Origin of the sequence: Janthinobacterium sp. ROICE36 (assembly GCF_002869965.1) — a bacterium.
Classification (GTDB): domain Bacteria; phylum Pseudomonadota; class Gammaproteobacteria; order Burkholderiales; family Burkholderiaceae_D; genus Janthinobacterium.
Genome location: NZ_PEBS01000019.1, coordinates 26,888 through 47,840, shown reverse-complemented (window position 1 = coordinate 47,840; position 20,953 = coordinate 26,888). Strand labels below are relative to the sequence as shown.

The window sequence follows — 20,953 nt, the reverse complement described above, 5'->3', positions numbered from 1 at the left end:
TCGCTTCCTGCGTCAGGCCAGCCAGCGCTTGCGGCGGCGGTAGAACTTCATATCGCGGAAGCTCTTGCGCCCGGCGCTGGAGACGCCCAGATAAAACTCTTTGACGTCTTCGTTGCTGGCCAGTTCCTGGGCTTTCCCTTCCATCACGACGCGGCCGTTTTCCAGGATGTAGCCGAAATCGGCGTAGCGCAGCGCCACGTTGGTGTTCTGTTCGGCCAGCAGGAAAGACACGTTTTCCTTGTGATTCAAGTCCTTGACGATGCCGAAGATCTCTTCGACGATCTGCGGCGCGATGCCCATCGAGGGTTCGTCGAGTAAAATCATCGACGGCTTGGCCATCAGCGCGCGGCCGATGGCGCACATCTGCTGTTCGCCGCCCGAGGTATAGCCGGCCTGGCTGCCGCGCCGCGTTTTCAGGCGAGGAAAGTAGTGATACACCTTCTCCAGCGCGTCTTTCAGCTCGCTGCGCGACAGGCTGCGCGTGTAGGCGCCCGTCAAGAGGTTTTCCTCGATGGTGAGGTGGCCGAAACAGTGGCGGCCTTCCATCACTTGCGACAGGCCCCGCTTGACCAGTTCATTCGGCGTCAATTGATCCACGCGCTCACCTTTGAACTGGACTTCGCCCTTGGTGACGTCGCCCCGTTCGCCGCGCAGCAGGGTCGAGATGGTTTTCAGGGTGGTCGACTTGCCAGCGCCGTTGGCGCCCAATAGCGCCACGATCTTGCCCTGCGGGACTTGCAGCGACACGCCTTTGAGGACCAGGATCACGTGGTCGTAGATGACTTCGATATTGTTCACCGACAGGTAGGGCGGCGGCGCGTCCGGCTGGATCGGGGATTGCGTGGCAGTGTGGGTCATGGCTGCTTCTATAAAATGTTAAACACGGGACCGGCGCGCTGGCGCCGGTCCGGTTCTAGTTGCTTATTTCATGCACGCCGGCGTGATCTTCTTTTCGTCGGCGTACTTGCCTGACGATTCCTCGACCAGCTTGCGCACCAGGGCCTTGTCGCCGACGATCCATTTCGGCGTGATGGCGGTCCATTTCTTGCCATCCCACTGCTGCACTTTCACGGCGCCCGAGCCTTCGTGGTCGTCGCAGCTGGTTTTTACGGTCGGGAACATGCCCAGCGCGCCCACGGCCTTCTGGCGCGCATCGTCGACGTTCAGGTTTTCCAGGCCCCAGCGCATCTGCTCGCCCGTGATCGGTTTGCCCTTGCCGAATTTTTCCTGCGCTACGCGGATTGCTTCCACCCACAGAATGCCGGCCGTCACGCCGCGCATGTGGTAGACGGAGCCGATGCGCGACTGGTCGGACAGGTTGCCCTTGCCGGACGCGTAGAGTTTCTTGCGGATGTCGTCGAGCACGGGGTAGTTGCCCGGCGTATTAAACGTCATCGCCGTGTAGCCCTTGGCCGCGTCGCCCGATGGAATCATGTCTTCCTCGGAGCCGGCCCACCAGACGCCCAGCATTTTTTCGCGCGGGAAGCCGTTGCGCTGCGCCGTCTTGATGGCAACAGAGTTCATCACGCCCCAGCCCCACAGGATCACGTGGTCCGGCTTGGCCTGGCGGATTTGCAGCCATTGCGATTGCTGTTCGCTGCCAGGCGGCGCGACGGGAATTTTCACCAGTTCAAAGCCGTACTGTTTCGACAGCGCTTCGAGCACGGGCAGCGGCTCCTTGCCGAAGGCCGAATCGTGGTACAGGTGGACGATCTTTTTGCCTTTCAGCTTGTCCATACCGCCGTCTTTGTCGCCCAGGTATTTGATCATGGCGGCGGCCTGGCTCCAGTAGCTGGAGATCAGTGGATAGACATATGGGAAGACCTTGCCGTTGGCAGCATCCGAGCGGCCGTAGCCGATCATCGTCATGGGGATCTTGTCCTGTGCCACGCGGTCCAGAATGCCGTAGGCGACACCCGTGGAGAGGGTTTCGACCAGGGTGGCGCCGCCCTGCTTGGTTTTCAGGCGTTCATAGCATTCGACGCCGCGCGACGGGTTGTATTCGGTTTCGCATTCTTCCCAGCTGATCTTGACGCCATTGACGCCGCCGGCCTGGTTGACCAGGTTGAAGTAGTCGATGATGCCGCCGTAGAAACCGGAGCCGCCGGCCGCATACGGTCCGACGCGGTAGGACGGCAGGGCGATGTACTGTTCCTTCTCCTGTGCCTGCGCGGGGCCGGCGAGGGTCAGTGCGGCACTGGCGATGGCGGCGGCCAGCATGAGCGATTTGATGTGTTTCATTGTGTGTCTCCTCTTGTTTTATTTGGTATTCAAGTGAACGGACATCGACTGCAAAAACTTAATGGGGGAAGGGCCAGAGTCTCAACTTTTCCTTGGCGATCTGCCACAGCCTGGCCAGGCCGTGCGGCTCGACGATCAGGAAGAAGATGATCAGCGCACCGAAGACCATCAGTTCCAGGTTCGAGGCCACGCTGGTCGGCAATGCCAGACCATGCGCGATGGTGTTCAGGAAGACGGGCAGCAGCACGATGAAGGCCGCGCCGAGGAAGGAACCCAAGATCGAACCGACGCCGCCGATGATGATCATGAACAGGATGCGGAAGGACAGGTCCAGGTTGTACGCTTCCGGTTCCACCGTGCCCAGGTAGGCATATGCATACAGGGCGCCGGCTACGCCGCAGTAAAACGAGCTGACGGCGAAGGCCAGCAGCTTGGTGCGCATCAGGCGAAAACCGATCACTTCGGCCGCCATGTCCATGTCGCGCACGGCCATCCACGAGCGGCCCACGTTGGAGCGGATCATGTTCTTGGCCAGCAGCGCCATGCCGGCAACGATGGCCAGCACCAGAAGGTATTTGCTTTGCGGCGTGTCGAACTGGTAGCCGAGGATGGTCATTTTCTGCGCCGTGATCACACCCGAGGAGCTGTAGTTGGTCAGATACGGGATCTTGGTCAGGCACCAGACGACAAAAAACTGCGTCGCCAGCGTGGAGGCGGCCAGGTAGAAGCCGCGGATGCGCAAGGAGGGCAGGCCGAAGGCGATGCCCACCATGGCCGCGCACAGGCCGCCCAGGATGAACGACACCAGCAGCGGCAATCCCGGCAGTCGGGCCATGAAGTTATACGAGGCGAACGCGCCCACGGCCATGAAGGCGGCCGTGCCCAGCGACAGCTGGCCTGCGTAACCGGTCAGGATGTTCAGGCCCAATGCTGCCAGCGCGAAGATCAGGAAGGGAATCAGGATCGCCGACAATATGTAGGGCGAGGCAAAATACGGCAGGAGGAAGACGGCGACGAGGAGCGTGGCCGTCAGCGCCAGGCGGTCCTGCCGGATCGGGAAAATCTGGTTGTCAGCCTGGTAGCTGGTCTTGAATTGTCCTGCTTCACGGTAAATCATGGCGTGTCCTTTGCAATGGAGCGATAGCGTTGTGCGTCGTGTGCATGCTGCGGCGGTGCGGCGTCAGATGCGCCGGATGATCTTCTCGCCGAACAGGCCTTCCGGGCGCACCAGCAGGAACAGCAGGGCCAGCACATACGGGAACCAGCCTTCGATGCCGCCGCCCACCATGGGGCCCAGGTAGACTTCGGCCAGCTTTTCCGAGGCGCCGATGATCAGGCCACCGACGATGGCGCCGGGCACCGAAGTAAAGCCGCCGAGTATCAGCACCGGCAAGGCTTTGAGGGCGATGAAAGTGAGGGCGAACTGCACGCCGTTGCGGGCGCCCCACAGCAAGCCGGCCACCATGGCCACCAGGCCCGCCACGCCCCACACCACGGCCCAGATGCGCTGCAGCGGGATGCCCACGGCCAGCGCCGCCTGGTGGTCGTCGGCGACGGCGCGCAGGGCACGGCCCACCTTGGTTTTCGAGAACAGCAGCGCCAGGCAGGTCACCAGCAGCGCGCAGATGCCGGCTGCCATCAGGTCGAACTGCGAGATGTTGATGTCGAAGCGGTCCATCAAAAACTGCATCGGCACGTCTTCGATGGGCAGGTCCAGCTTGTGCACTTGCGAGCCCCACATCAACTGCGCCAGGCCTTCGATGAAAAAGGTCAGGCCGATGGTGGCCATGAACAGCGTGATTTCCGGCTGGTTGACGAGCGGGCGCAAGACCACCCGTTCAATCGCCATGCCCAGGACGATCATGGTGAGCATCGTCAGCGGGATGGCCAGCCACAGCGACAGGCCGAATTTGTCCATGATGCCGACGCAGGTGAGGGCGGCGAAAAACACCATCGCTCCCTGCGCAAAATTGAACACGCCGGAAGCCTTGTAGATCAGGACAAAACCGATCGCCACCAGCGCATACATGACGCCCGATAGCAGACCACCGATCAGCACTTCAAAGAAAAAATTGATATTCATTGCTATCCCTTGTCTGGTGCTAGTGCGCGACACCCAAATACGCGTTGATGACATCCTGGTTGCTGCGCACCTCGTCGGGCGTGCCGTCGCCGATCTTCTTGCCGTAGTCGAGCACCACCACGCGGTCGGAGATATCCATCACCACGCCCATGTCGTGCTCGATCAACACGATGGTCGTGCCCAGCTGGTCGTTGACGTCGAGGATAAAGCGACACATGTCCTGCTTTTCTTCCACGTTCATGCCTGCCATCGGTTCATCCAGCAGCAAAATTTCCGGTTCGGCCACCAGCGCGCGTCCCAGTTCCACGCGTTTTTGCAAGCCGTAGGGCAGGCGCCCCACGGGCGTCTTGCGGATGGCCTGGATTTCCAGGAAGTCGATGATCTCTTCGGCCTTCTTGCGGTGCTCGATTTCCTCGCGCCGCGCCGGACCCCAGTACAGGGCTTGCAAGAGAAAATTCGACTTCATCTTCAGGTTGCGTCCCGTCATGATGTTATCGAGCACCGTCATGCCTTTAAAAAGGGCGATGTTCTGGAAGGTGCGGGCGATGCCGGACTTGGCAGCCTGGTAGCAGTCCATGCCGCGCCGGTGTTCGCCCCGATAAATGATCTCGCCCTGCTGCGGACGGTACACGCCATTGATCACGTTCAGCATCGAGCTCTTGCCGGCGCCGTTCGGGCCGATGATGGCGCGGATCTCGTGCTGTTTGACGTCGAAGGAAATGTCGGTCAGCGCTTTCACGCCACCGAACGACAGGGAGATGTTTTTCAGGTCGAGGATCACGGGGCCGGTCTTGCGTGCCGTGCCGAAGTGGACGTCGGGTTCATTCATTTGCATCGTGCTGTGCTCCATCATGCAGCCAGGCCCAGGGCCGGATACGTTTTGCTGGTCCAGATCTGCAGGTCGGCGCTGGTCGAACCGCTGCGGCCATCCTCGAATTTGACCTGGGTCTCAATGAACTGCGAGGTCTTGCCTTCATACAGGGCGGAAATGAGTACCGCGTATTTTTCGGCGATGAATTTGCGGCGTACCTTGCGCGTGCGGGTCAGCTCGTCGTCGTCCGGGTCGAGTTCCTTGTGCAGTACCAGGAAGCGGTGCACCTGCGTGCGATCCATCAAAGGGTCGGCCGCCAGTTCAGCGTTGACCTGCTCGATGCAGTCGCGGATCAGGCCATAGGTCTCTGCGCGCGCCGCCAGGTCGGTGTAGCCTGCATACGCGATACCGCGCCGCTCCGACCAGTTGCCCACCGCTTCGATATCGATATTGATGAAGGCACACACCTGGTCGCGCGCATGGCCGAAGGCCACCACCTCCTTGATGAAGGGGAAGAACTTGAGCTTGTTTTCGATGTAGTTGGGCGCGAAGATGGCGCCGCAGGTCAGCTTGCCGACATCGGCCGCGCGGTCGATGATTTTCAAATGGCCTTCGCTGTCGAACACACCGGCGTCGCCCGTATGAAAGTAGCCATCGGCATCGATCACTTCGGCGGTGGCATCGGGACGCTTGAAGTAGCCGCTCATGGTGGCCGGCGACTTGACCAGCACTTCGCCGTTTTGCGCCAACTTCACTTCTACCCCCGGCGCGGGCAAGCCGACACTGTCAAACTTGATATTGCCGTCCGGTTGCAGACACACATAGGCGCAGGTTTCGGTGGAGCCGTACAGTTGCTTGAGGTTGACGCCGATGGAGCGGTAGAAGCGGAGCAGGTCGGGGCCGATGGCGGCGCCGGCCGTGTAGGCGACGCGCACGCGCGTCAGCCCCAACACGTTTTTCAGGGGGCCGTAGACGAGCAGCTCGCCCAATTTGTAGCTGAGGCGGTCCACCAGCGACACGCGCTTGCCATCTAAAATTTGCGCGCCGCAGCGCTTGGCCACGTCCATGAAATGGCTGAACATGTGGCGCTTGATGCTGCTGGCGTCCTCCATGCGTATCATCACGCTGGTGAGCATGTTCTCGAACACGCGTGGCGGCGCAAAGTAGCAGGTGGGGCCGATTTCGCGCATGTCGATCATCACCGTGTCGCCCGATTCGGGGCAATTGACGGTGAAGCCGGCCACCATGGCCTGCGCCAGCGAAAACAGGCAGTCGCCCACCCACGCCATGGGCAGATAGGACAGAATGTCTTCGTTGTCGGTGAGCTTGTCGAAGGCCACGCCGCCTTCGCCTGCGGCCAGCAGCGCCGTATGGGTCTGGCATACACCCTTCGGTTTACCCGTGGTGCCGGAGGTGTACAGGATCACGGCGGAGTCACTACCTTGGCCCGCTGCCACTGCGGCTTCGAAAAAGCCTGGATGTTCGCGGTCATAGGCCCTGCCCAGCACCTGCAGGGCGGCAAAGGACATCAGCTCGGGCTGGCGGTAGTGGCGCATGCCCCGCTCATCGTCATAGGCGATGTGGACGATGTGCGGATACAGGGCCTTGAGTTCGAGCAGCTTGTCGACCTGCTCCTGGTCTTCGACGATGGCGTAGCGGATTTCCGCATCCTGCAGCACATAGGCCATGTCGGCGGCCGGCGCATCCTGGTACAGAGGCACGGGTACGCCGCCCAGGCTTTGCGCGGCCAGCATGGCCCAGTACAGGCGGGGACGGTTGTCGCCAATGATGGCCAGATTCATGCCGCGCTGGAAGCCGATGGCAGCCAGACCGCAGGCCAGGGCGCGCACCTCGTCGTTGACCTCCAGCCAGGACCAGGTTTGCCAGATGCCCAGGTGTTTTTCGCGAAATGCGGGCTTGTCGGATCGTACTGTCGCGTGTTGCAATAAGCGCCGCGGAAAAGTCGGTATCGCTGCTGTGGTAGTCGTTTGCACCAGTGTCTCCCTGTTGCTTGTCTCAGGCTCCACCTCGTTGGATGGCGCTCTGTGTTTTTATGTGTAAGGCGTTTGTGCAATGATAGTAGCTTGCGTTAGTTTACCGAGTTGTCTTTTCGGGGACATTTACCCACTTTTTGATGGTGCATTGCACAATGACCTACCCTGATATTAGTCTGAAGGATGCCGTGCGCGCGGCCAACTGGGCGCAGCTGCTCGATCCCGTGCAAATGGCCCGCGTCGAGGCGGACGTGTTTGAAACCTTCGTGCCGAAAGGCGGCTTTGTCTGCCGCAAGGGCGAGCCGGTGGACAACTGGATCGGCGTCATCAGCGGCATGGTCAAGATGAATAATTTTTCTGCTTCCGGCAAGGCCATGACCTTCATCGGCGTGCCGCCCGGCAGCTGGTTTGGCGAAGGCTCGCTGCTGAAAAACGAAATCCGCAAATACGACACCATGGCCCTGCGCGACACGCGCGTGGCGCGCCTGCCCGGCGCCACCTTCCACTGGCTGCTGGAAACGAGTCTGCCATTCACGCGCTTCCTGCTGATGCAGCTCAACGAGCGCCTGGGCCAGTTCATCGGCATGGTGGAAAACGAGCGCCTGCTGGACCTGAACACGCGCGTGGCGCGCTGCCTGGCCTCAATGTTCAATTCGCACCTGTACCCGGGCGTGGAGACGCTGGTGCAGCTGTCGCAGGAAGAAATCGGCCTGTTGTCCGGCTCCTCGCGCCAGCGCGCCAACCAGGCTCTGCAGGTACTGGAAAAAAAGGGCTTGCTGCGCCTCGATTACGGCGGCATCCGCGTGCTGGACCTGGAAGGCTTGCGCCGCTACGAGGCCGATGATGCAGAATGAGGCCGCGCCGCCGAACAGCCTGCAAGCGCCGGCCTAATCGCGGTATCATAGGCACTTCCCGGCACCCTTTTTTCGGCCCCATGCAGACACCTGACCAATCCAATCCCGCCTCCCGTTTGTCGCAACTGCGCAGCGCCATGCGCGCGCAGCACATCGACGCCTGCATCGTGCCCTCGGCCGACCCGCATCTGTCCGAGTACCTGCCGGCGCGCTGGCAGGGCCGCGAGTGGCTGTCCGGCTTTACGGGGTCGGTCGGCACCCTGGTCGTGACGCAGGATTTCGCCGGCGTGTGGACCGATGGCCGTTACTGGGAGCAGGCGGAGACGGAACTGGCCGGCAGCGGCATCGTCCTGAAAAAAATTCCGTCCGGCGCCAGCGTGCTGTATATCGACTGGCTGGGCGAGACCATGCAGCCGGGGCAGACGGTGGCCGTCGATGGCACCGTGCTGGGCCTGTCCAACGCGCGCCTGCTGCAGCAGGCGCTGGGCGCGCAGGTGACCTTGCGCACCGATACCGACCTGCTGCAAGCCGTGTGGCCGCAGCGGCCCGCCATGCCGGCCGCACCTGTGGTGGAACATGCGGCGGCGTATCCGGCCCTGTCGCGCATTGAAAAACTGGCGGTCCTGCGCGCCGGCATGGCGGCGCACGGCGCCAGCCACCATGTCATTTCCACCCTCGACGATATCGCCTGGCTGTTCAACGTGCGCGGCGCCGACGTGAGCTACAACCCCGTCTTCCTCGCGCATGCGCTGGTGGGCCCGGAGCGCGCCACCCTGTTCGTGGCCGACGGCAAGCTGCCCGCTATCCTGCGCGCCACGCTGGAGAGCCAAGGCGTGGACGTGGCAGCGTATGAGCGTACAGCGGCCGCGCTGGGGGAGCTGCCTGCCGGCGCCACCTTGCTGCTGGACCCGCGCCGCATCACATTCGGCACGCGCCAGGCCGTGCCTGAATCGGTGCCGGTGGTGGAAGCGATCAATCCGACCACCCTGGCCAAGTCGCGCAAAACGGCGAGCGAAGCGGCGCACGTGCGCGCTACCATGGAGCAGGATGGCGCCGCCCTGTGCGAATTTTTCAGCTGGCTCGACAGCACCCTGGCCGACCCGCAGCGCGCGCCCTTGACGGAAATCGGCGTCGATGAACACCTGACGGCATGCCGCGCGCGCCGTGCGCATTTTGTGAGCCCCAGTTTCGGCACCATCGCCGGCTTCAACGCGCACGGCGCCATCATGCATTACCACGCGAATGCGGGCAGCGAGGCGACCATCGAAGGCGACGGCTTGCTGCTGATCGATTCGGGCGGCCAGTACCTGGGCGGCACCACGGATATCACGCGCGTGGTCCCCGTTGGCACGATCACCGCTGAGCACAAGCGCGATTTCACCCTGGTCTTGCGCAGCATAATCGCCCTGTCGCGCGCGCAGTTCCCGCGCGGCGTGAAGTCGCCCATGTTAGATGCCATCGCCCGCGCACCGCTGTGGGCCGAGGGCATCGATTTTGGCCACGGCACGGGCCACGGCGTGGGCTTTTTCCTGAACGTCCATGAAGGCCCGCAATCGATTTCCCAGTCCGCCATGCCGGAGCCGCAGACAGCCATGGAGATAGGCATGATCACTTCCATCGAACCGGGCATCTACCGTCCCGGCCAGTGGGGCATTCGCATCGAGAACCTGGTGCTGAATGTACCAGCGGTTCCCGCGGGGACAACGCAGTTCGGTGAATTTCTCCGTTTCGAAACATTGACCCTGTGCCCGATCGACACGCGCTGCGTCGAGCGGTCGCTGTTGCGCGACGACGAGGCGGCCTGGCTGAACGACTACCACGCCACCGTGCGCGCGCGCCTGGCGCCGCACTTGGCGGGCGACGCGCTTGCGTGGCTGGAACAGCGCACGGGAGCCATCTGATGCGCTCGACCCGCGCCACCTCGGCCATCGAGCGGCTCAAGGAACGCACCGGCCACCGCCTCTACACGATGGCGCGCACGGGCGATGAACTGTTTTTCCTGACCGAAGGCCCGGGCTTGCCGCCCCTGTGTCCACCGCTGGAACTGGACGCTTTTGTCGCCTTCGTGAATGGCCTGGGACCGCAAAAGGCGCGCCGCGTCAGCAAGCTCGATGTGGCGTTTGAAAAGCAGCTGACGAAAAAGCCCTAGATGCCGACGATCGACTTCCTGCGCGCCTACTGGTCGCCGGCCGAGCTGGCGACGAATGGCGTGATCCTGCTGAATTTGCTGGGTGCGCTGCTGCTGGGCTTGCTGGTGGGCTATGAACGCTCGTATCACGGGCGCGCAGCGGGCATGCGCACCTACAGCCTGGTCTGCATGGCCTCGGCCGCGCTGACGGTGCTGGGCGGCTATCCGGAGTTCTGGTACGGCGGCCATGGCGCCATCGTCGGCAGCGACCCCACGCGCGTCATCCAGGGCATCGTCACGGGCGTGGGCTTTCTGGGCGCCGGCGTCATCATGCGCGAGGGTTTCAATATCAGCGGCCTGACGACGGCTGCCTCGATCTGGGCTTCGTCCGTGATCGGCATCATGGTCGGCATCGGCTTTTATCTGTCGGCCATGGGCCTGGCCTTCCTGTGCGCGATGGCGATGATTTTTCTGTCAAAATTGGAGAACTGGCTGCCGTCGCGCCACGCAGTGGCCATCACCATGCGCTTCAAGCACGGGTTTGTGCCGCGCGAAGATGCGCTGCGGCGCATGGCCGCCAAGCGCGGCTACGACATCGCCGGCGGCTCGCTGACCATCGGCAGCACCGACGGCATGCAGGAATGGCGCTTTGTCGCCATCGCGCATGGCAAGAACACGGGCGCCAGCCTGTCGGCCATGTCGGCCGAACTGGCCGCCTTCGAAGGCATCGCCGGCTTCCAGCTGTCGCATGCCCGCAATTGATCTGGATGCTGAGAGGATGGACATGGATGTACAAGCCCAAGACGTACTCGATTTCTGGTTTCTGCCGCCAGACAACCCTGATTACGGACAGTCGCGCGTGGAATGGTTCCGCAAGGATGACGCCTTCGACGCGCAGATACGCGCGCGTTTCGGCGCGCTGATCGATGCCGCCATCGAGGGCGGCTTGCGCGCGTGGGACGCGACACCGCATGGCGCGCTGGCGCGCCTCATCGTGCTCGATCAGTTTACGCGCAATGTGCATCGGGGCACGCCGCGCGCGTTTGCCGGCGACGCCCAGGCGCTGGCGCTGGCCGTCGCCTTGACGGACGCAGGGCAGGACCGGCAGCTGCCGCCGATGCTGCGCGCCTTCGCCTACCTGCCGTTCGAACACGCGGAAGACCTGGCCATGCAGGCGCGCGCCGTCGAGCTGTTCCAGCTGCTGTCGCAGGCGCAGCCCGGTTTTGACGGCATGCTCGATTATGCGCAGCGGCACCAGGAGGTGATCGCCCGCTTTGGCCGCTTCCCCCACCGTAACGCCATTCTCGGTCGGCCCTCTACGCCGCAAGAGGTGGAATTCCTGCGCCAGCCCGGTTCCCGCTTCTAGGCAGCCATGGACGTCACCCTGAATATCATCGGCGCCGGCCACGTGGGCCGCGTGCTGGGCCGTTTGTTCGCCGGCGCGGAGGGTATCGCCGTGCAGGACGTGCTGACGCGCTCGATGGCGTCGGCGCAATCGGCCGTGGCATTCATGGGCGCCGGCACCCCCGTCGCCAGTTATGCGGCCTTGCGGCGCGCCGACGTCACCATGCTGGCCGTGGCCGACGATCAGATTGGCCCGGCCTGCGCGGCGCTGGTGGCCGAAGGACGCCAGGCGGGCGTCATCGTGTTTCACTGCAGCGGCGCGCTGGCCTCGAACGTGCTGCTGGCCGCCACGCAGGCCGGCGCTTTTGTCGCCAGCGCGCACCCGATCCGCAGCTTTGCCGACCCGCAGCAGGTGGCAGCCACCTTTGAGGGCACGTTTTGCGGCGTCGAAGGCGATCCGCTGGCGCTGGCCTTCCTCACGCCAGCCTTGACCGCCATCGGTGCGCGTCCCGTGCCCATCGATCCGGCCGCCAAGACCCTGTATCACGCCGCTGCCGTGTTTGCCAGTAATTATCTGGTGACAGTGCTCGATGCCGCGCTGCGCGCCTACCAGGCGGCTGGCATTCCCGAGCCGGTGGCGCGCGAGCTGGCCCAGCCTTTGGTGACGGAAGCGGTGGCCAATGTGTTTCGCCTGGGCGCCGCGCCCGCGCTCTCCGGCCCCATCGCACGGGGCGATGCCGCCACTGTGCAACGCCAGCAGCAGGTGGTGCAAAGCTGGGATGCTGCCACGGGCGAGTTGTACCGGGCGCTGGTGGTGCCCACGCAAGATCTGGCCAGGCGCAAGCGCGGGCAATGAATCAGGCCGCGTGCACGCCGTTGCGTCCCTGTTGTTTCGCCTGATACAGGGCGCTGTCGGCGCGCGAAAAGAAGGCTGATTCGCTTTCGTCGAGCCGGCATTCGGCCACGCCCAGGCTGATCGTCACGGGTACGCGCGGCGCCGGCAGGCCGAAATCGTGCTGCTCGACGGCGGCGCGCAGGTTTTCCGCCACTTCCATCGCCTGCGCCAGGCTGCAGTTATTCAGCAGTACCAGGTATTCCTCGCCGCCCCAGCGCGTGATGACGTCGCTTTCGCGCACGGTGGCGCGCGCCACGTCCGCCACGCCACGGATGACCTTGTCGCCCCACAGGTGGCCGTGGGTATCATTGACGCGCTTGAAGAAATCGATGTCGAACAGGATGGTCGACATCGGTTGCGCCGTGCGCTTGGACAAGAGCATGGCGCGCTGGAACAGCAATTCCAGCGATTGGCGGTTCAATAGCCCGGTCAGCGCATCCGTCGAGGCGATGCGTTCGATGCGGCGCTGGTAGCGGTTCACCGTCAGCAGGGTCAGCACCAGTACCAGCAGGGTGACGCCAAAGCTGATGGCCAGATTCAGGATGAACACGCCCTGCAGCGACTTGACGTCGTCGCTGACATTCTGCTCGACCACCAGATACCAGCCCAGCTCGGGAATGAAACGCGAGTTGACGAGGATTTGCGCTCGGCCCAGCTGGTACGACAGGTGCGTCGGTGCGCTCTGGTGGTTGATGATCTGCTCGGCAATGCTGGCCACGCCAGGCAAATTGCGGATGTTGTCGTGACCCTCGCGCATGGTCTTGCCCGCCAGTACCAGGGCGCCGGCGCCGTCGACAAAATAGATGTTGCGGTGGAAGCGCACCTGGTAGCGGTCGATGATGTGGTTCATGGTGGCCAGGGTCAGGCCGATGCCGGTGGCGCCGATGAACTGGCCGTCGTAGTCGAGCACGCGATGGTTGATGAAGATGGTCATGCTGTCACGGTTGGCCATGTCCACATCGACATTGGTTTCATAATCGGTGCTGTCCATGGCGCGCACGCGGTAATACCAGAGGTCGCGCTTGGCTTCCGGGCTGACGGATTTCAGGGTGCCTTCAGCATAATAATATTTGCTGCTCTTGTCCGAGACGAGGAAGCTGGTGATGGCGCCGTATTTCTTCTTGACTTCGGCCAGGTAGCGCACGATCTGCGCCGGCTTGTTTTCGCCGGCGAGTATCCAGTCGCGCACGAAGGTGTCGTGCGCCATCAGCGACGAGATGAAGACGGGACGCAGCATGTCTTTCTGGATTTCGGAATAAATATTGTCGCCCGTTAAAGGCAAGGTTTGGTCGGCGATGCCATGCTCGATGGCCTGGCGCGACGCCAGGTAGCTGGCCAGGCTGGTGGTCATGAAGCCCGCTCCCAGGATCAGGGTCAGGAGGACGAGCAGGCGGTATTTGATCGACAGAAGGCGCATGGAGACGAGGGATGGCAGGCGGGAAGGCAATCTTGAAGCAAGCCAAAAGTATGCAGCAGGCCGGGTATTGGCGCAATGATAACTGGCTTTATTGATAATTTACGCCGGTGTACGCGACAAGATAACCACGACTTACCAAATAAAAGTGCCGATTTGTCGACAAAGATGTAAATTAGCAATAAGATTTGACGAAGGGGAAATCATTGCGCACGGCCCCTGTCTTGCCGCCCGTTTTCGGCGCAGGACACCACGCGCAGGGAGTGTTGTATGTTATTTTTAAAGAGTACGTCTGTCAGCAAGGCCCCCGGCATTTATGAAGTCGACATCGCCGCCAAGCCACCGGGCAAGACCTTTGGCATTTTCCTCGCCACCGATCCCGATCATCCACCACATGCCTTGCTGGAGCAATTGAAGGTGCTCGGCTTTGACAATACCTATAGTTCGCCCTATCTGCACAAGGATCAGGGCAAGGTGCTGGACCTGCATTTCCAGAAGGATGGCACGGATATTTTCAAGGGCTGGAAAACCGAGGAGTGCACGCTCAACCTGGCGGCCATCACGGCCCTGTTCGAGGAGCACGGCATCACCATCGCGCCACGCGTCATGTCGATGGCGGAAGCCTACGCTTAAGCTGTTTCAAGCGGCTCCAGGCCGATGTGATACAGCGCCCACGGGCAGTGGGCGCAACGTTTGGCCAGGGGCAGCGCCGCCGCGCAGCCGTCCACGGCGCGCAGCAGCACGCTTACTGCGCCCTCTTGCGGCGCGCCCTTCGTTTTCCACACCTCGACAGTAGTGGCCCGCGCCATGGCGGGCAGTTCCACTGCGGCCATGCCGGCAGCAAGACGCTGCCGTTGATGCCTACTCTTTTCCTCTTGACTGAAAATCGCTAAGGTTCTTAAGTCTGGCTTAAGTTCGTTCAACAGTGCGTAATTTTCAGTTATTGTCAGTTTGGAATCTCAGCTTACATCTTGTCACAGTTCTTACGGAATGGAGAAAGACGTAGTTTTTTTCCGCTGTTATTGTGCAGTCATCGCACTTCGCTGAACTGCGAATTCAGGCACGTCAACTATTTGAGAGAGAACATGATGAAAAAGAAAATCCTGTTTGCAATGATCGCTTCCGTTACCGCACTGACCGGCATGAGCGCCGCGCACGCTGAAGGCGCCTATGTGGGTGCCGGCATCACGGGCAACCGCTACAATTTTGATATTCCTGGCGCCACCAGCGCCGACAACCATAGCGGCTACAAGGCCGGCGGCAAGGTGTTTGCCGGTTATGACTTCGATAAAACCTGGGCGGTCGAGGGCGGTTACGCCGATTTTGGCAGCAAGGATTACAGCTATGTCACCAGCGCCGGTAACGGCCAGGTGAATAGCAAGTCGCACGGCTACTATCTGGCCGGCAAGGCCAGCATGCCGGTGACCGATAAAGTGGGCGTGTTCGGCAAGCTGGGTGTGGCCAGAGTCGACAATAGCCTGAGCGGCACGGGCTTGTCGACCGGCATTAGCGGCCAGAACAAGACCGGCGTGTACGCCTCTGTCGGCGCGCAGTACGCGATCAACGAGAAAGTTTCGCTGACGGCGGAAGTGGAACACTTCGGCAAGAGCGCCGACCAGGGTCACAAGGCCACTGGCCTCGCCTTGGGCGCGCGCTACAACTTCTAATGGTTTAGAAGTTTGCTGAAAAAAAAGCAGTCACCTCGCGGTGACTGCCTTTTTGCATTGCTGCCCCCGATTTATACGGTGAGCGGTTTGTAACGGATACGTTTCGGCTTGGCGCCTTCTTCGCCCAGGCGTTTCTTCTTGTCCGCTTCGTATTCCTGATAGTTGCCGTCAAAGAAACTCACTTGCGAGTTGCCTTCGAAGGCCAGGATGTGCGTGGCGATACGGTCGAGGAACCAGCGATCATGCGAAATGACCATCACGCTGCCGGCAAATTCCAGCAGGGCGTCTTCCAGCGCGCGCAAGGTTTCCACGTCCAGATCGTTCGACGGTTCATCGAGCAGCAGGACGTTGCCGCCCGCCAGCAAGGTTTTTGCCAGGTGCAAACGTCCACGTTCACCGCCGGACAGGTTGCCGACGATTTTTTGCTGGTCGCCGCCCTTGAAGTTGAAACGGCCCAGGTAGGCGCGCGACGGCATTTCGAAGCGGCCCACGGTCAGCATGTCGGCACCACCGCACACATCCTGGAAGACGGTCTTGCTGTCCGACAAGGAGTCGCCGCGGTTCTGGTCGACGATGGAGACGCGCGCCGTCTGGCCGATGGCTACTTCGCCGCTATCCGGTTGTTCCTGGCCCGTGATCATCTTGAACAGGGTCGATTTACCGGCGCCGTTGGGGCCGATGATGCCGACGATGGCGCCGGCCGGGATCGTGAAGCTCAGGTCGTCGATCAGCAGGCGGTCGCCAAACGCTTTCGACACGTTCTTGAACTCGATGACCTCATTGCCCAGACGTTCGGCCACGGGAATGAAGATTTCCTGCGTTTCGTTGCGTTTCTGGTATTCATGTTCGGACAGCTCGTTGAAGCGGGCCAGGCGGGCCTTGGACTTGGCCTGGCGCGCTTTCGGGTTCTGGCGCGACCATTCCAATTCCTTCTGCAGCGCCTTCTGGCGCGCCGATTCCGTCGATTCTTCCTGCTTCAGGCGGGCTTGCTTCTGCTCCAGCCAGGTCGAGTAATTGCCTTTCCATGGAATGCCGCTGCCACGGTCCAGCTCCAGGATCCACTCGGCGGCGTTGTCGAGGAAGTAGCGGTCATGGGTGATGGCCACCACGGTGCCGGGGAAGCGCAGCAGGAATTGTTCCAGCCAGTCCACCGATTCCGCATCCAGATGGTTGGTCGGCTCGTCGAGCAGCAGCATGTCGGGCTTGGACAGCAGCAGCTTGCACAGCGCCACGCGGCGCTTTTCACCGCCCGACAGCACGCCGATGGTGGCATCCCATGGTGGCAGGCGCAGCGCGTCGGCGGCCATTTCCAGCTGCAAATTCAAATTGCCGCCGTCGGAAGTCGAGATGATCGCTTCCAGGCGTGCCTGTTCCGTGGCCAGGGCGTCGAAATCGGCATCTTCCTCGGCATACGCGGCGTACACGGCTTCCAGCTTGGCTTGCGCTTCAAATACTTCGCCCAGGCCCGATTCGACTTCCTGGCGCACGGTTTTTTCCGGGTCCAGCTGCGGTTCCTGCGGCAGGTAGCCGATGTTCAGGCCCGGCATCGGCACGGCTTCGCCCTGGATGTCGGTGTCGATGCCTGCCATGATTTTCAGCAGGGTCGATTTGCCGGAGCCGTTCAGGCCCAGCACGCCGATCTTCGCGCCTGGGAAGAAGGAGAGGGAAATATCTTTCAGAATCTGGCGCTTGGGCGGGACGATTTTGCCCACGCGATTCATGGTGTAGACGTAATTTGCCATTAGAAATCTCGGGTGATATACAAAGACGGACAGGATACGGTAAACGCCCGCTTCCGGCCAGCGCTGCGCGCTGCGGAAACGGACCCCAGGGCAAGACTAGGCGACGCTGCGCGCGCGGCGGCTGCTCCACAGCCCCTCGGCCGCATACAGGGCCAGCGCCGTCCAGATGACGAGGAAGCCCAGCATGCGCTCGGGCGTAAACGACTCGTGGAAGACCCACACGCCGATGAGCAGCTGGCCTGTGGGCGCGATGTATTGCAGCAAACCCAATACGGCCAGTGGCAGGCGGCGCGCGCCGGCGGCAAACAGCAGCAGGGGAATGGCCGTGATGGGGCCGGACGCCAGCAGCAGCGCGCGCGTGGCAGACGAGTCAGTATTGACGAAGCCGCTCTGGCCGTGCCAGCCCAGCCACAGCATGTAGGCCAGTGCCAGGGGGAATAAAATCAATGTTTCGAACGACAGGCCTTCCAGCGCGCCCAGCGCGGCCGCCTTGCGCAGCAAGCCATAGCCGCCGAAGCTGGCTGCCAGCAGCAGGGCGATCCATGGCACTTGTCCCGCCTGCCATGTGAGCCAGGCCACGCCGCAGGCAGCCATGCCGATGGCCAGCCATTGCAGGCGGCGCAGGCGCTCGTGCAGCAGCAAGAAGCCCAGCATGACATTGATCAGGGGCGTAATGAAATAGCCGAGGCTGGCGTCGACCACGTGGCCGTTGTTGACGGCCCAGATATAGATGAACCAATTGGCGGACAGCAAAAACGCACTGGCGACGAAGCTGAGCACGACCCTGGGCTGCGCTTTCAGGCTGCCCAGCCAGCTCCACTGGCGGCGCACGGTCAGCACGATACCAAGAAACAACAGTGACCAGACCATGCGGTGCGCCAGGATTTCCTGCGGTGCTATCTCATCGATGGCATGGAAATACAGGGGAAACAGGCCCCAGCACAGGAAGGCGAGGGAGGCGTAGAGCATGCCTGGATTCATGATGGGCTTCCCTGGAGAGTAGACAGTCTGTCATTATGGCTGAAAACATCGGGGGCTGCCCGGCGCCGCTGGCGAGGCGTAGAATGGCAACAAATCAATGGCCGCGAGCCCGCGCAGCAAGGCGGAGCGGCACAAAACCACGACCTTGGGGCAGCTGCGGAACCATGCAAAAATACTCTTGCTATTTGCTAATACCTATCATATTGTGCGATGCAACAAAACAAAAACGGGTGCAATCTTGACGTCGGAACATAAAAAAAGCAGTCTGGTCGGCTTGACACTGGCTGCCGTCGGCATCGTTTACGGCGATATCGGCACCAGTCCGCTGTACACTCTGAAGACGGTGTTTGACCCTGCCCACGGCCTTGCGGTCACGCATAACAACCTGCTGGGCATTGTCTCGCTGATCTTCTGGGGCCTGACCCTGATCGTCTCGCTCAAGTACGTGACCCTCGTGCTGCGTGCCGACAACCGCGGCGAGGGCGGCATCATGGCCCTGATGGCGCTGGTGCTGTCGTCCGTCAGCAAGTCGTCGCGCTGGCATGTGCCGCTGATGGTGATCGGCGTGTTCGGCGCCACCCTGTTCTATGGCGACAGCGTGATCACGCCGGCCATTTCGGTGCTGTCGGCGATCGAAGGTCTGGAAGTGGCCACGCCTGCGTTCAGCCCGTATGTGGTGTGGCTGACGATCGCCGTGCTGGTGGCGCTGTATTCGGTGCAGTCGCACGGTACGGCCGGCATCGGCCGCTTCTTCGCTCCCATCATGCTGATCTGGTTTGTCGCGCTCGCCTGTATGGGCGTGGTCAATATCATCAAGTCGCCAGGCATCCTGGCCGCCGTCAATCCCCTGCACGCGGTAGCTTTCCTGCTGGACAATGGCCGCATCGCCTTCCTGTCGCTGGGCGCCGTGGTGCTGGCACTGACGGGCGCCGAGGCGCTGTATGCCGACATGGGCCACTTTGGCAAGAAGCCGATCCGCATGGCCTGGTTCCTGATCGCCTTTCCCGCACTGGCGCTGAACTACCTGGGCCAGGGCGGCTTGCTGCTGGCGCACCCGGAAGCCATTTCAAATCCGTTTTACCAGCAACTGGGCGCCTGGAGCGTGTATCCGCTAGTGATTTTGTCGACCATGGCCACCGTGATCGCCTCGCAGGCGACCATTTCCGGCACCTTCTCGATGACCAAGCAAGCCATTGCGCTGGGCTTCTTGCCGCGCATGCGCGTGCGTCACACGTCGGAAAGCGAAATCGGCCAGATTTACATTCCTGCCGTCAACTGGCTGCAGCTGGCCGTCGTGCTGATGGCCGTGGTCGGTTTTGGCTCGTCGGAAAAGCTGGCCGCCGCCTACGGCATTGCCGTCACGGCCACCATGCTGGCCACCACGATCCTGACCTTCTTCGTCATCCGCTACCGCTGGAAGATGAATTTGCTGCTGTGCTGGGGTGCCACGGGCTTCTTCCTGATCATCGATGTGAACTTGTTCGCGGCCAGTTCCCTGAAACTGTTCCACGGCGGCTGGTTCCCGCTGCTGCTGGGCGCCATCCTGTTCATCATCATGCTGACCTGGAAACGGGGCCGCCAGCTGGTGTTCCAGAACCTGGAAAATCAGGCGATCCCGCTCAACGAATTCCTCTCGTCGCTGTTCATCGCACCGCCGCTGCGCGTGCCCGGCACGGCCATCTTCCTGCGCGGCGAAACGGATGGCGTGCCGCATGCGCTGTTGCATAACTTGTTGCACAACAAAGTGTTGCATGAGCGGGTGATTTTCCTGACCGTGTTCATGCATGAAGAGCCATGGGTGGCGCCATCCGAGCGCGTGCGCGTGGTGGAGCTGGGCCACCAGTGCTACCAGGTCAATGTACATTACGGCTTCAAGGATGAACCGGATATTCCGGCTGCGCTGGCGCAATGCGCCGAGCAGGGATTGGATTTCGAGATGATGGAAACGTCGTTCTTCATCGCGCGCCAGACCATCATCTCGACGCCGGGGGCCGGCATGATGCCGTGGCGCGAGCACCTGTTCGTCACCATGTCGCGCAATGCACGCACGGCGGCCGATTACTATCAGATTCCGAGCAACCGGGTGATCGAACTGGGCACGCAGGTGGAAATCTGAATAATATGATAATTGTGGCAATGTTTCGTTGACGCATAAATTTAACGGCTTGCTTACGTCTGCTTACAAATGGGGCCGGCGACTCCTGTTAAACTGCAGCCCGTACCGGTCCGCACCGTACGGGCCTCAGTCACACACCAATATTTAAAGGGAAACGATGAAATCGGTATTTCAATTGATCGCCACACTCGCTTGCGCCGTGGCCCTGACCGCCTGCGGCGCTGCTGCCAACACGGAAAAGCCGGTCGTGCTCGACCCGAATACGCAGGTGAAGGATCTCACCTTCCCCGACGTCGTGATTGGCACTGGCACGGCAGCGGCAGCGGGCGATACCCTGACCGTGCTTTACACGGGCTGGCTGTATGACGCAAGCAAGCCGGGCAACAAGGGTACGCAGTTCGATACGAACCAGGCGGGCGCCGGCTTCTCTTTCCCTCTGGGTATCGGCCAGGTCATTTTGGGCTGGGACCGCGGCCTGGTCGGCATGCAGGTGGGCGGCACGCGCATCCTGTCCATTCCGTATGACCTGGGCTATGGCAAGGCGGGCAAGCCGCCGTCGATTCCCGGCTACGCGGGCTTGCTGTTTGAAGTCAAGCTGATCGGCGTGACGAAAAAGTAGGCGCGTGCAGGACAGCCAAACCCAAGGGCGATTCCACGGAATCGCCCTTTTTGCTTTGGCGCTT

20 protein-coding genes are annotated in these 20,953 nt (G+C 61.8%); 10 read left to right on the top strand and 10 right to left on the bottom strand.

Annotated elements, in window-relative coordinates; translation table 11 throughout:
- Window positions 1–12: 12 nt before the first annotated feature.
- The 6 genes from CSZ94_RS10360 to CSZ94_RS10335 all read right to left on the bottom strand — a co-directional run bounded on the left by CSZ94_RS10360 (window position 13) and on the right by CSZ94_RS10335 (window position 7,132).
- Complete coding sequence (locus CSZ94_RS10360) at window positions 13–858, bottom strand: ABC transporter ATP-binding protein (protein WP_102121421.1); 846 nt, start codon at window positions 856–858, stop codon at window positions 13–15.
- Between the two features lie 63 nt (window positions 859–921).
- Window positions 922–2,241, bottom strand: a complete 1,320-nt coding sequence (locus CSZ94_RS10355) for an ABC transporter substrate-binding protein (protein ID WP_102121420.1) — start codon at window positions 2,239–2,241, stop codon at window positions 922–924.
- Window positions 2,242–2,299: 58 nt separating this feature from the next.
- A complete protein-coding gene (locus CSZ94_RS10350) occupies window positions 2,300–3,358 on the bottom strand; it encodes a branched-chain amino acid ABC transporter permease (RefSeq protein WP_102121419.1) in 1,059 nt (352 codons plus the stop codon).
- 63 nt (window positions 3,359–3,421) lie between these two features.
- Window positions 3,422–4,318: a branched-chain amino acid ABC transporter permease gene (locus tag CSZ94_RS10345; protein ID WP_219725991.1), complete on the bottom strand. Its 897-nt coding sequence runs from the start codon at window positions 4,316–4,318 to the stop codon at window positions 3,422–3,424.
- A 25-nt stretch (window positions 4,319–4,343) separates the two neighbouring features.
- Window positions 4,344–5,159: an ABC transporter ATP-binding protein gene (locus CSZ94_RS10340; RefSeq protein WP_257638169.1), complete on the bottom strand. Its 816-nt coding sequence runs from the start codon at window positions 5,157–5,159 to the stop codon at window positions 4,344–4,346.
- A 14-nt stretch (window positions 5,160–5,173) separates the two neighbouring features.
- On the bottom strand, window positions 5,174–7,132 hold the full coding sequence (locus tag CSZ94_RS10335; RefSeq protein WP_374703573.1) for an AMP-binding protein: 1,959 nt from the start codon (window positions 7,130–7,132) through the stop codon (window positions 5,174–5,176).
- 152 nt (window positions 7,133–7,284) lie between these two features.
- Between CSZ94_RS10335 and CSZ94_RS10330 the strand changes: the two genes are divergently transcribed.
- The 6 genes from CSZ94_RS10330 (at window position 7,285) to CSZ94_RS10305 (ending at window position 12,311) form a co-directional block, all read left to right on the top strand.
- Window positions 7,285–7,983 carry a Crp/Fnr family transcriptional regulator gene (locus CSZ94_RS10330; protein ID WP_102121416.1) on the top strand — a complete coding sequence of 233 codons (699 nt, stop codon included), beginning with the start codon at window positions 7,285–7,287 and terminating at the stop codon, window positions 7,981–7,983.
- 80 nt (window positions 7,984–8,063) lie between these two features.
- Complete coding sequence (locus CSZ94_RS10325; protein WP_102121415.1) at window positions 8,064–9,884, top strand: aminopeptidase P family protein; 1,821 nt, start codon at window positions 8,064–8,066, stop codon at window positions 9,882–9,884.
- Window positions 9,884–10,132 (top strand): hypothetical protein, encoded by a 249-nt coding sequence (locus CSZ94_RS10320; protein WP_071079957.1) that lies wholly within the window; start codon window positions 9,884–9,886, stop codon window positions 10,130–10,132. Before CSZ94_RS10325 ends, CSZ94_RS10320 begins: the two co-directional genes overlap by 1 nt.
- The gene (locus CSZ94_RS10315) at window positions 10,133–10,873 is read left to right on the top strand and encodes an MgtC/SapB family protein (protein ID WP_102121414.1); all 741 of its coding nucleotides are present in this window, start codon (window positions 10,133–10,135) and stop codon (window positions 10,871–10,873) included. It begins immediately after the preceding gene.
- Between the two features lie 16 nt (window positions 10,874–10,889).
- Window positions 10,890–11,477, top strand: a complete 588-nt coding sequence (locus CSZ94_RS10310) for a DUF924 family protein (RefSeq protein WP_102121413.1) — start codon at window positions 10,890–10,892, stop codon at window positions 11,475–11,477.
- 6 nt (window positions 11,478–11,483) lie between these two features.
- The gene (locus tag CSZ94_RS10305; protein WP_102121412.1) at window positions 11,484–12,311 is read left to right on the top strand and encodes a Rossmann-like and DUF2520 domain-containing protein; all 828 of its coding nucleotides are present in this window, start codon (window positions 11,484–11,486) and stop codon (window positions 12,309–12,311) included.
- Between the two features lies 1 nt (window position 12,312).
- Here CSZ94_RS10305 and CSZ94_RS10300 read toward each other — a convergent pair whose 3' ends face one another.
- A complete protein-coding gene (locus tag CSZ94_RS10300; protein WP_258000899.1) occupies window positions 12,313–13,797 on the bottom strand; it encodes a sensor domain-containing diguanylate cyclase in 1,485 nt (494 codons plus the stop codon).
- 237 nt (window positions 13,798–14,034) lie between these two features.
- Here CSZ94_RS10300 and CSZ94_RS10295 point away from each other — a divergent pair, with 237 nt between their 5' ends.
- Window positions 14,035–14,397 (top strand): hypothetical protein, encoded by a 363-nt coding sequence (locus tag CSZ94_RS10295; RefSeq protein WP_102121410.1) that lies wholly within the window; start codon window positions 14,035–14,037, stop codon window positions 14,395–14,397.
- On the opposite strand, the gene CSZ94_RS10290 is transcribed toward CSZ94_RS10295, so the two are convergent.
- Window positions 14,394–14,597, bottom strand: a complete 204-nt coding sequence (locus CSZ94_RS10290; RefSeq protein ID WP_102121409.1) for a hypothetical protein — start codon at window positions 14,595–14,597, stop codon at window positions 14,394–14,396. The genes CSZ94_RS10295 and CSZ94_RS10290 overlap by 4 nt on opposite strands.
- A gap of 252 nt (window positions 14,598–14,849) precedes the next feature.
- On the opposite strand from CSZ94_RS10290, the gene CSZ94_RS10285 reads away from it, so the two are divergent.
- Complete coding sequence (locus tag CSZ94_RS10285; protein WP_102121408.1) at window positions 14,850–15,431, top strand: porin family protein; 582 nt, start codon at window positions 14,850–14,852, stop codon at window positions 15,429–15,431.
- 71 nt (window positions 15,432–15,502) lie between these two features.
- On the opposite strand, the gene ettA is transcribed toward CSZ94_RS10285, so the two are convergent.
- Together ettA and rarD are read right to left on the bottom strand one after the other, a co-directional pair.
- Window positions 15,503–17,173, bottom strand: a complete 1,671-nt coding sequence (gene ettA / locus CSZ94_RS10280) for an energy-dependent translational throttle protein EttA (RefSeq protein WP_102121407.1) — start codon at window positions 17,171–17,173, stop codon at window positions 15,503–15,505.
- A 96-nt stretch (window positions 17,174–17,269) separates the two neighbouring features.
- The gene (gene rarD, locus CSZ94_RS10275; protein WP_102121406.1) at window positions 17,270–18,154 is read right to left on the bottom strand and encodes an EamA family transporter RarD; all 885 of its coding nucleotides are present in this window, start codon (window positions 18,152–18,154) and stop codon (window positions 17,270–17,272) included.
- A 238-nt stretch (window positions 18,155–18,392) separates the two neighbouring features.
- On the opposite strand from rarD, the gene CSZ94_RS10270 reads away from it, so the two are divergent.
- A complete protein-coding gene (locus tag CSZ94_RS10270; protein WP_102121405.1) occupies window positions 18,393–20,270 on the top strand; it encodes a potassium transporter Kup in 1,878 nt (625 codons plus the stop codon).
- A 157-nt stretch (window positions 20,271–20,427) separates the two neighbouring features.
- Window positions 20,428–20,889, top strand: a complete 462-nt coding sequence (locus CSZ94_RS10265) for an FKBP-type peptidyl-prolyl cis-trans isomerase (protein WP_102121404.1) — start codon at window positions 20,428–20,430, stop codon at window positions 20,887–20,889.
- The last annotated feature ends 64 nt before the right edge of the window (window positions 20,890–20,953 follow it).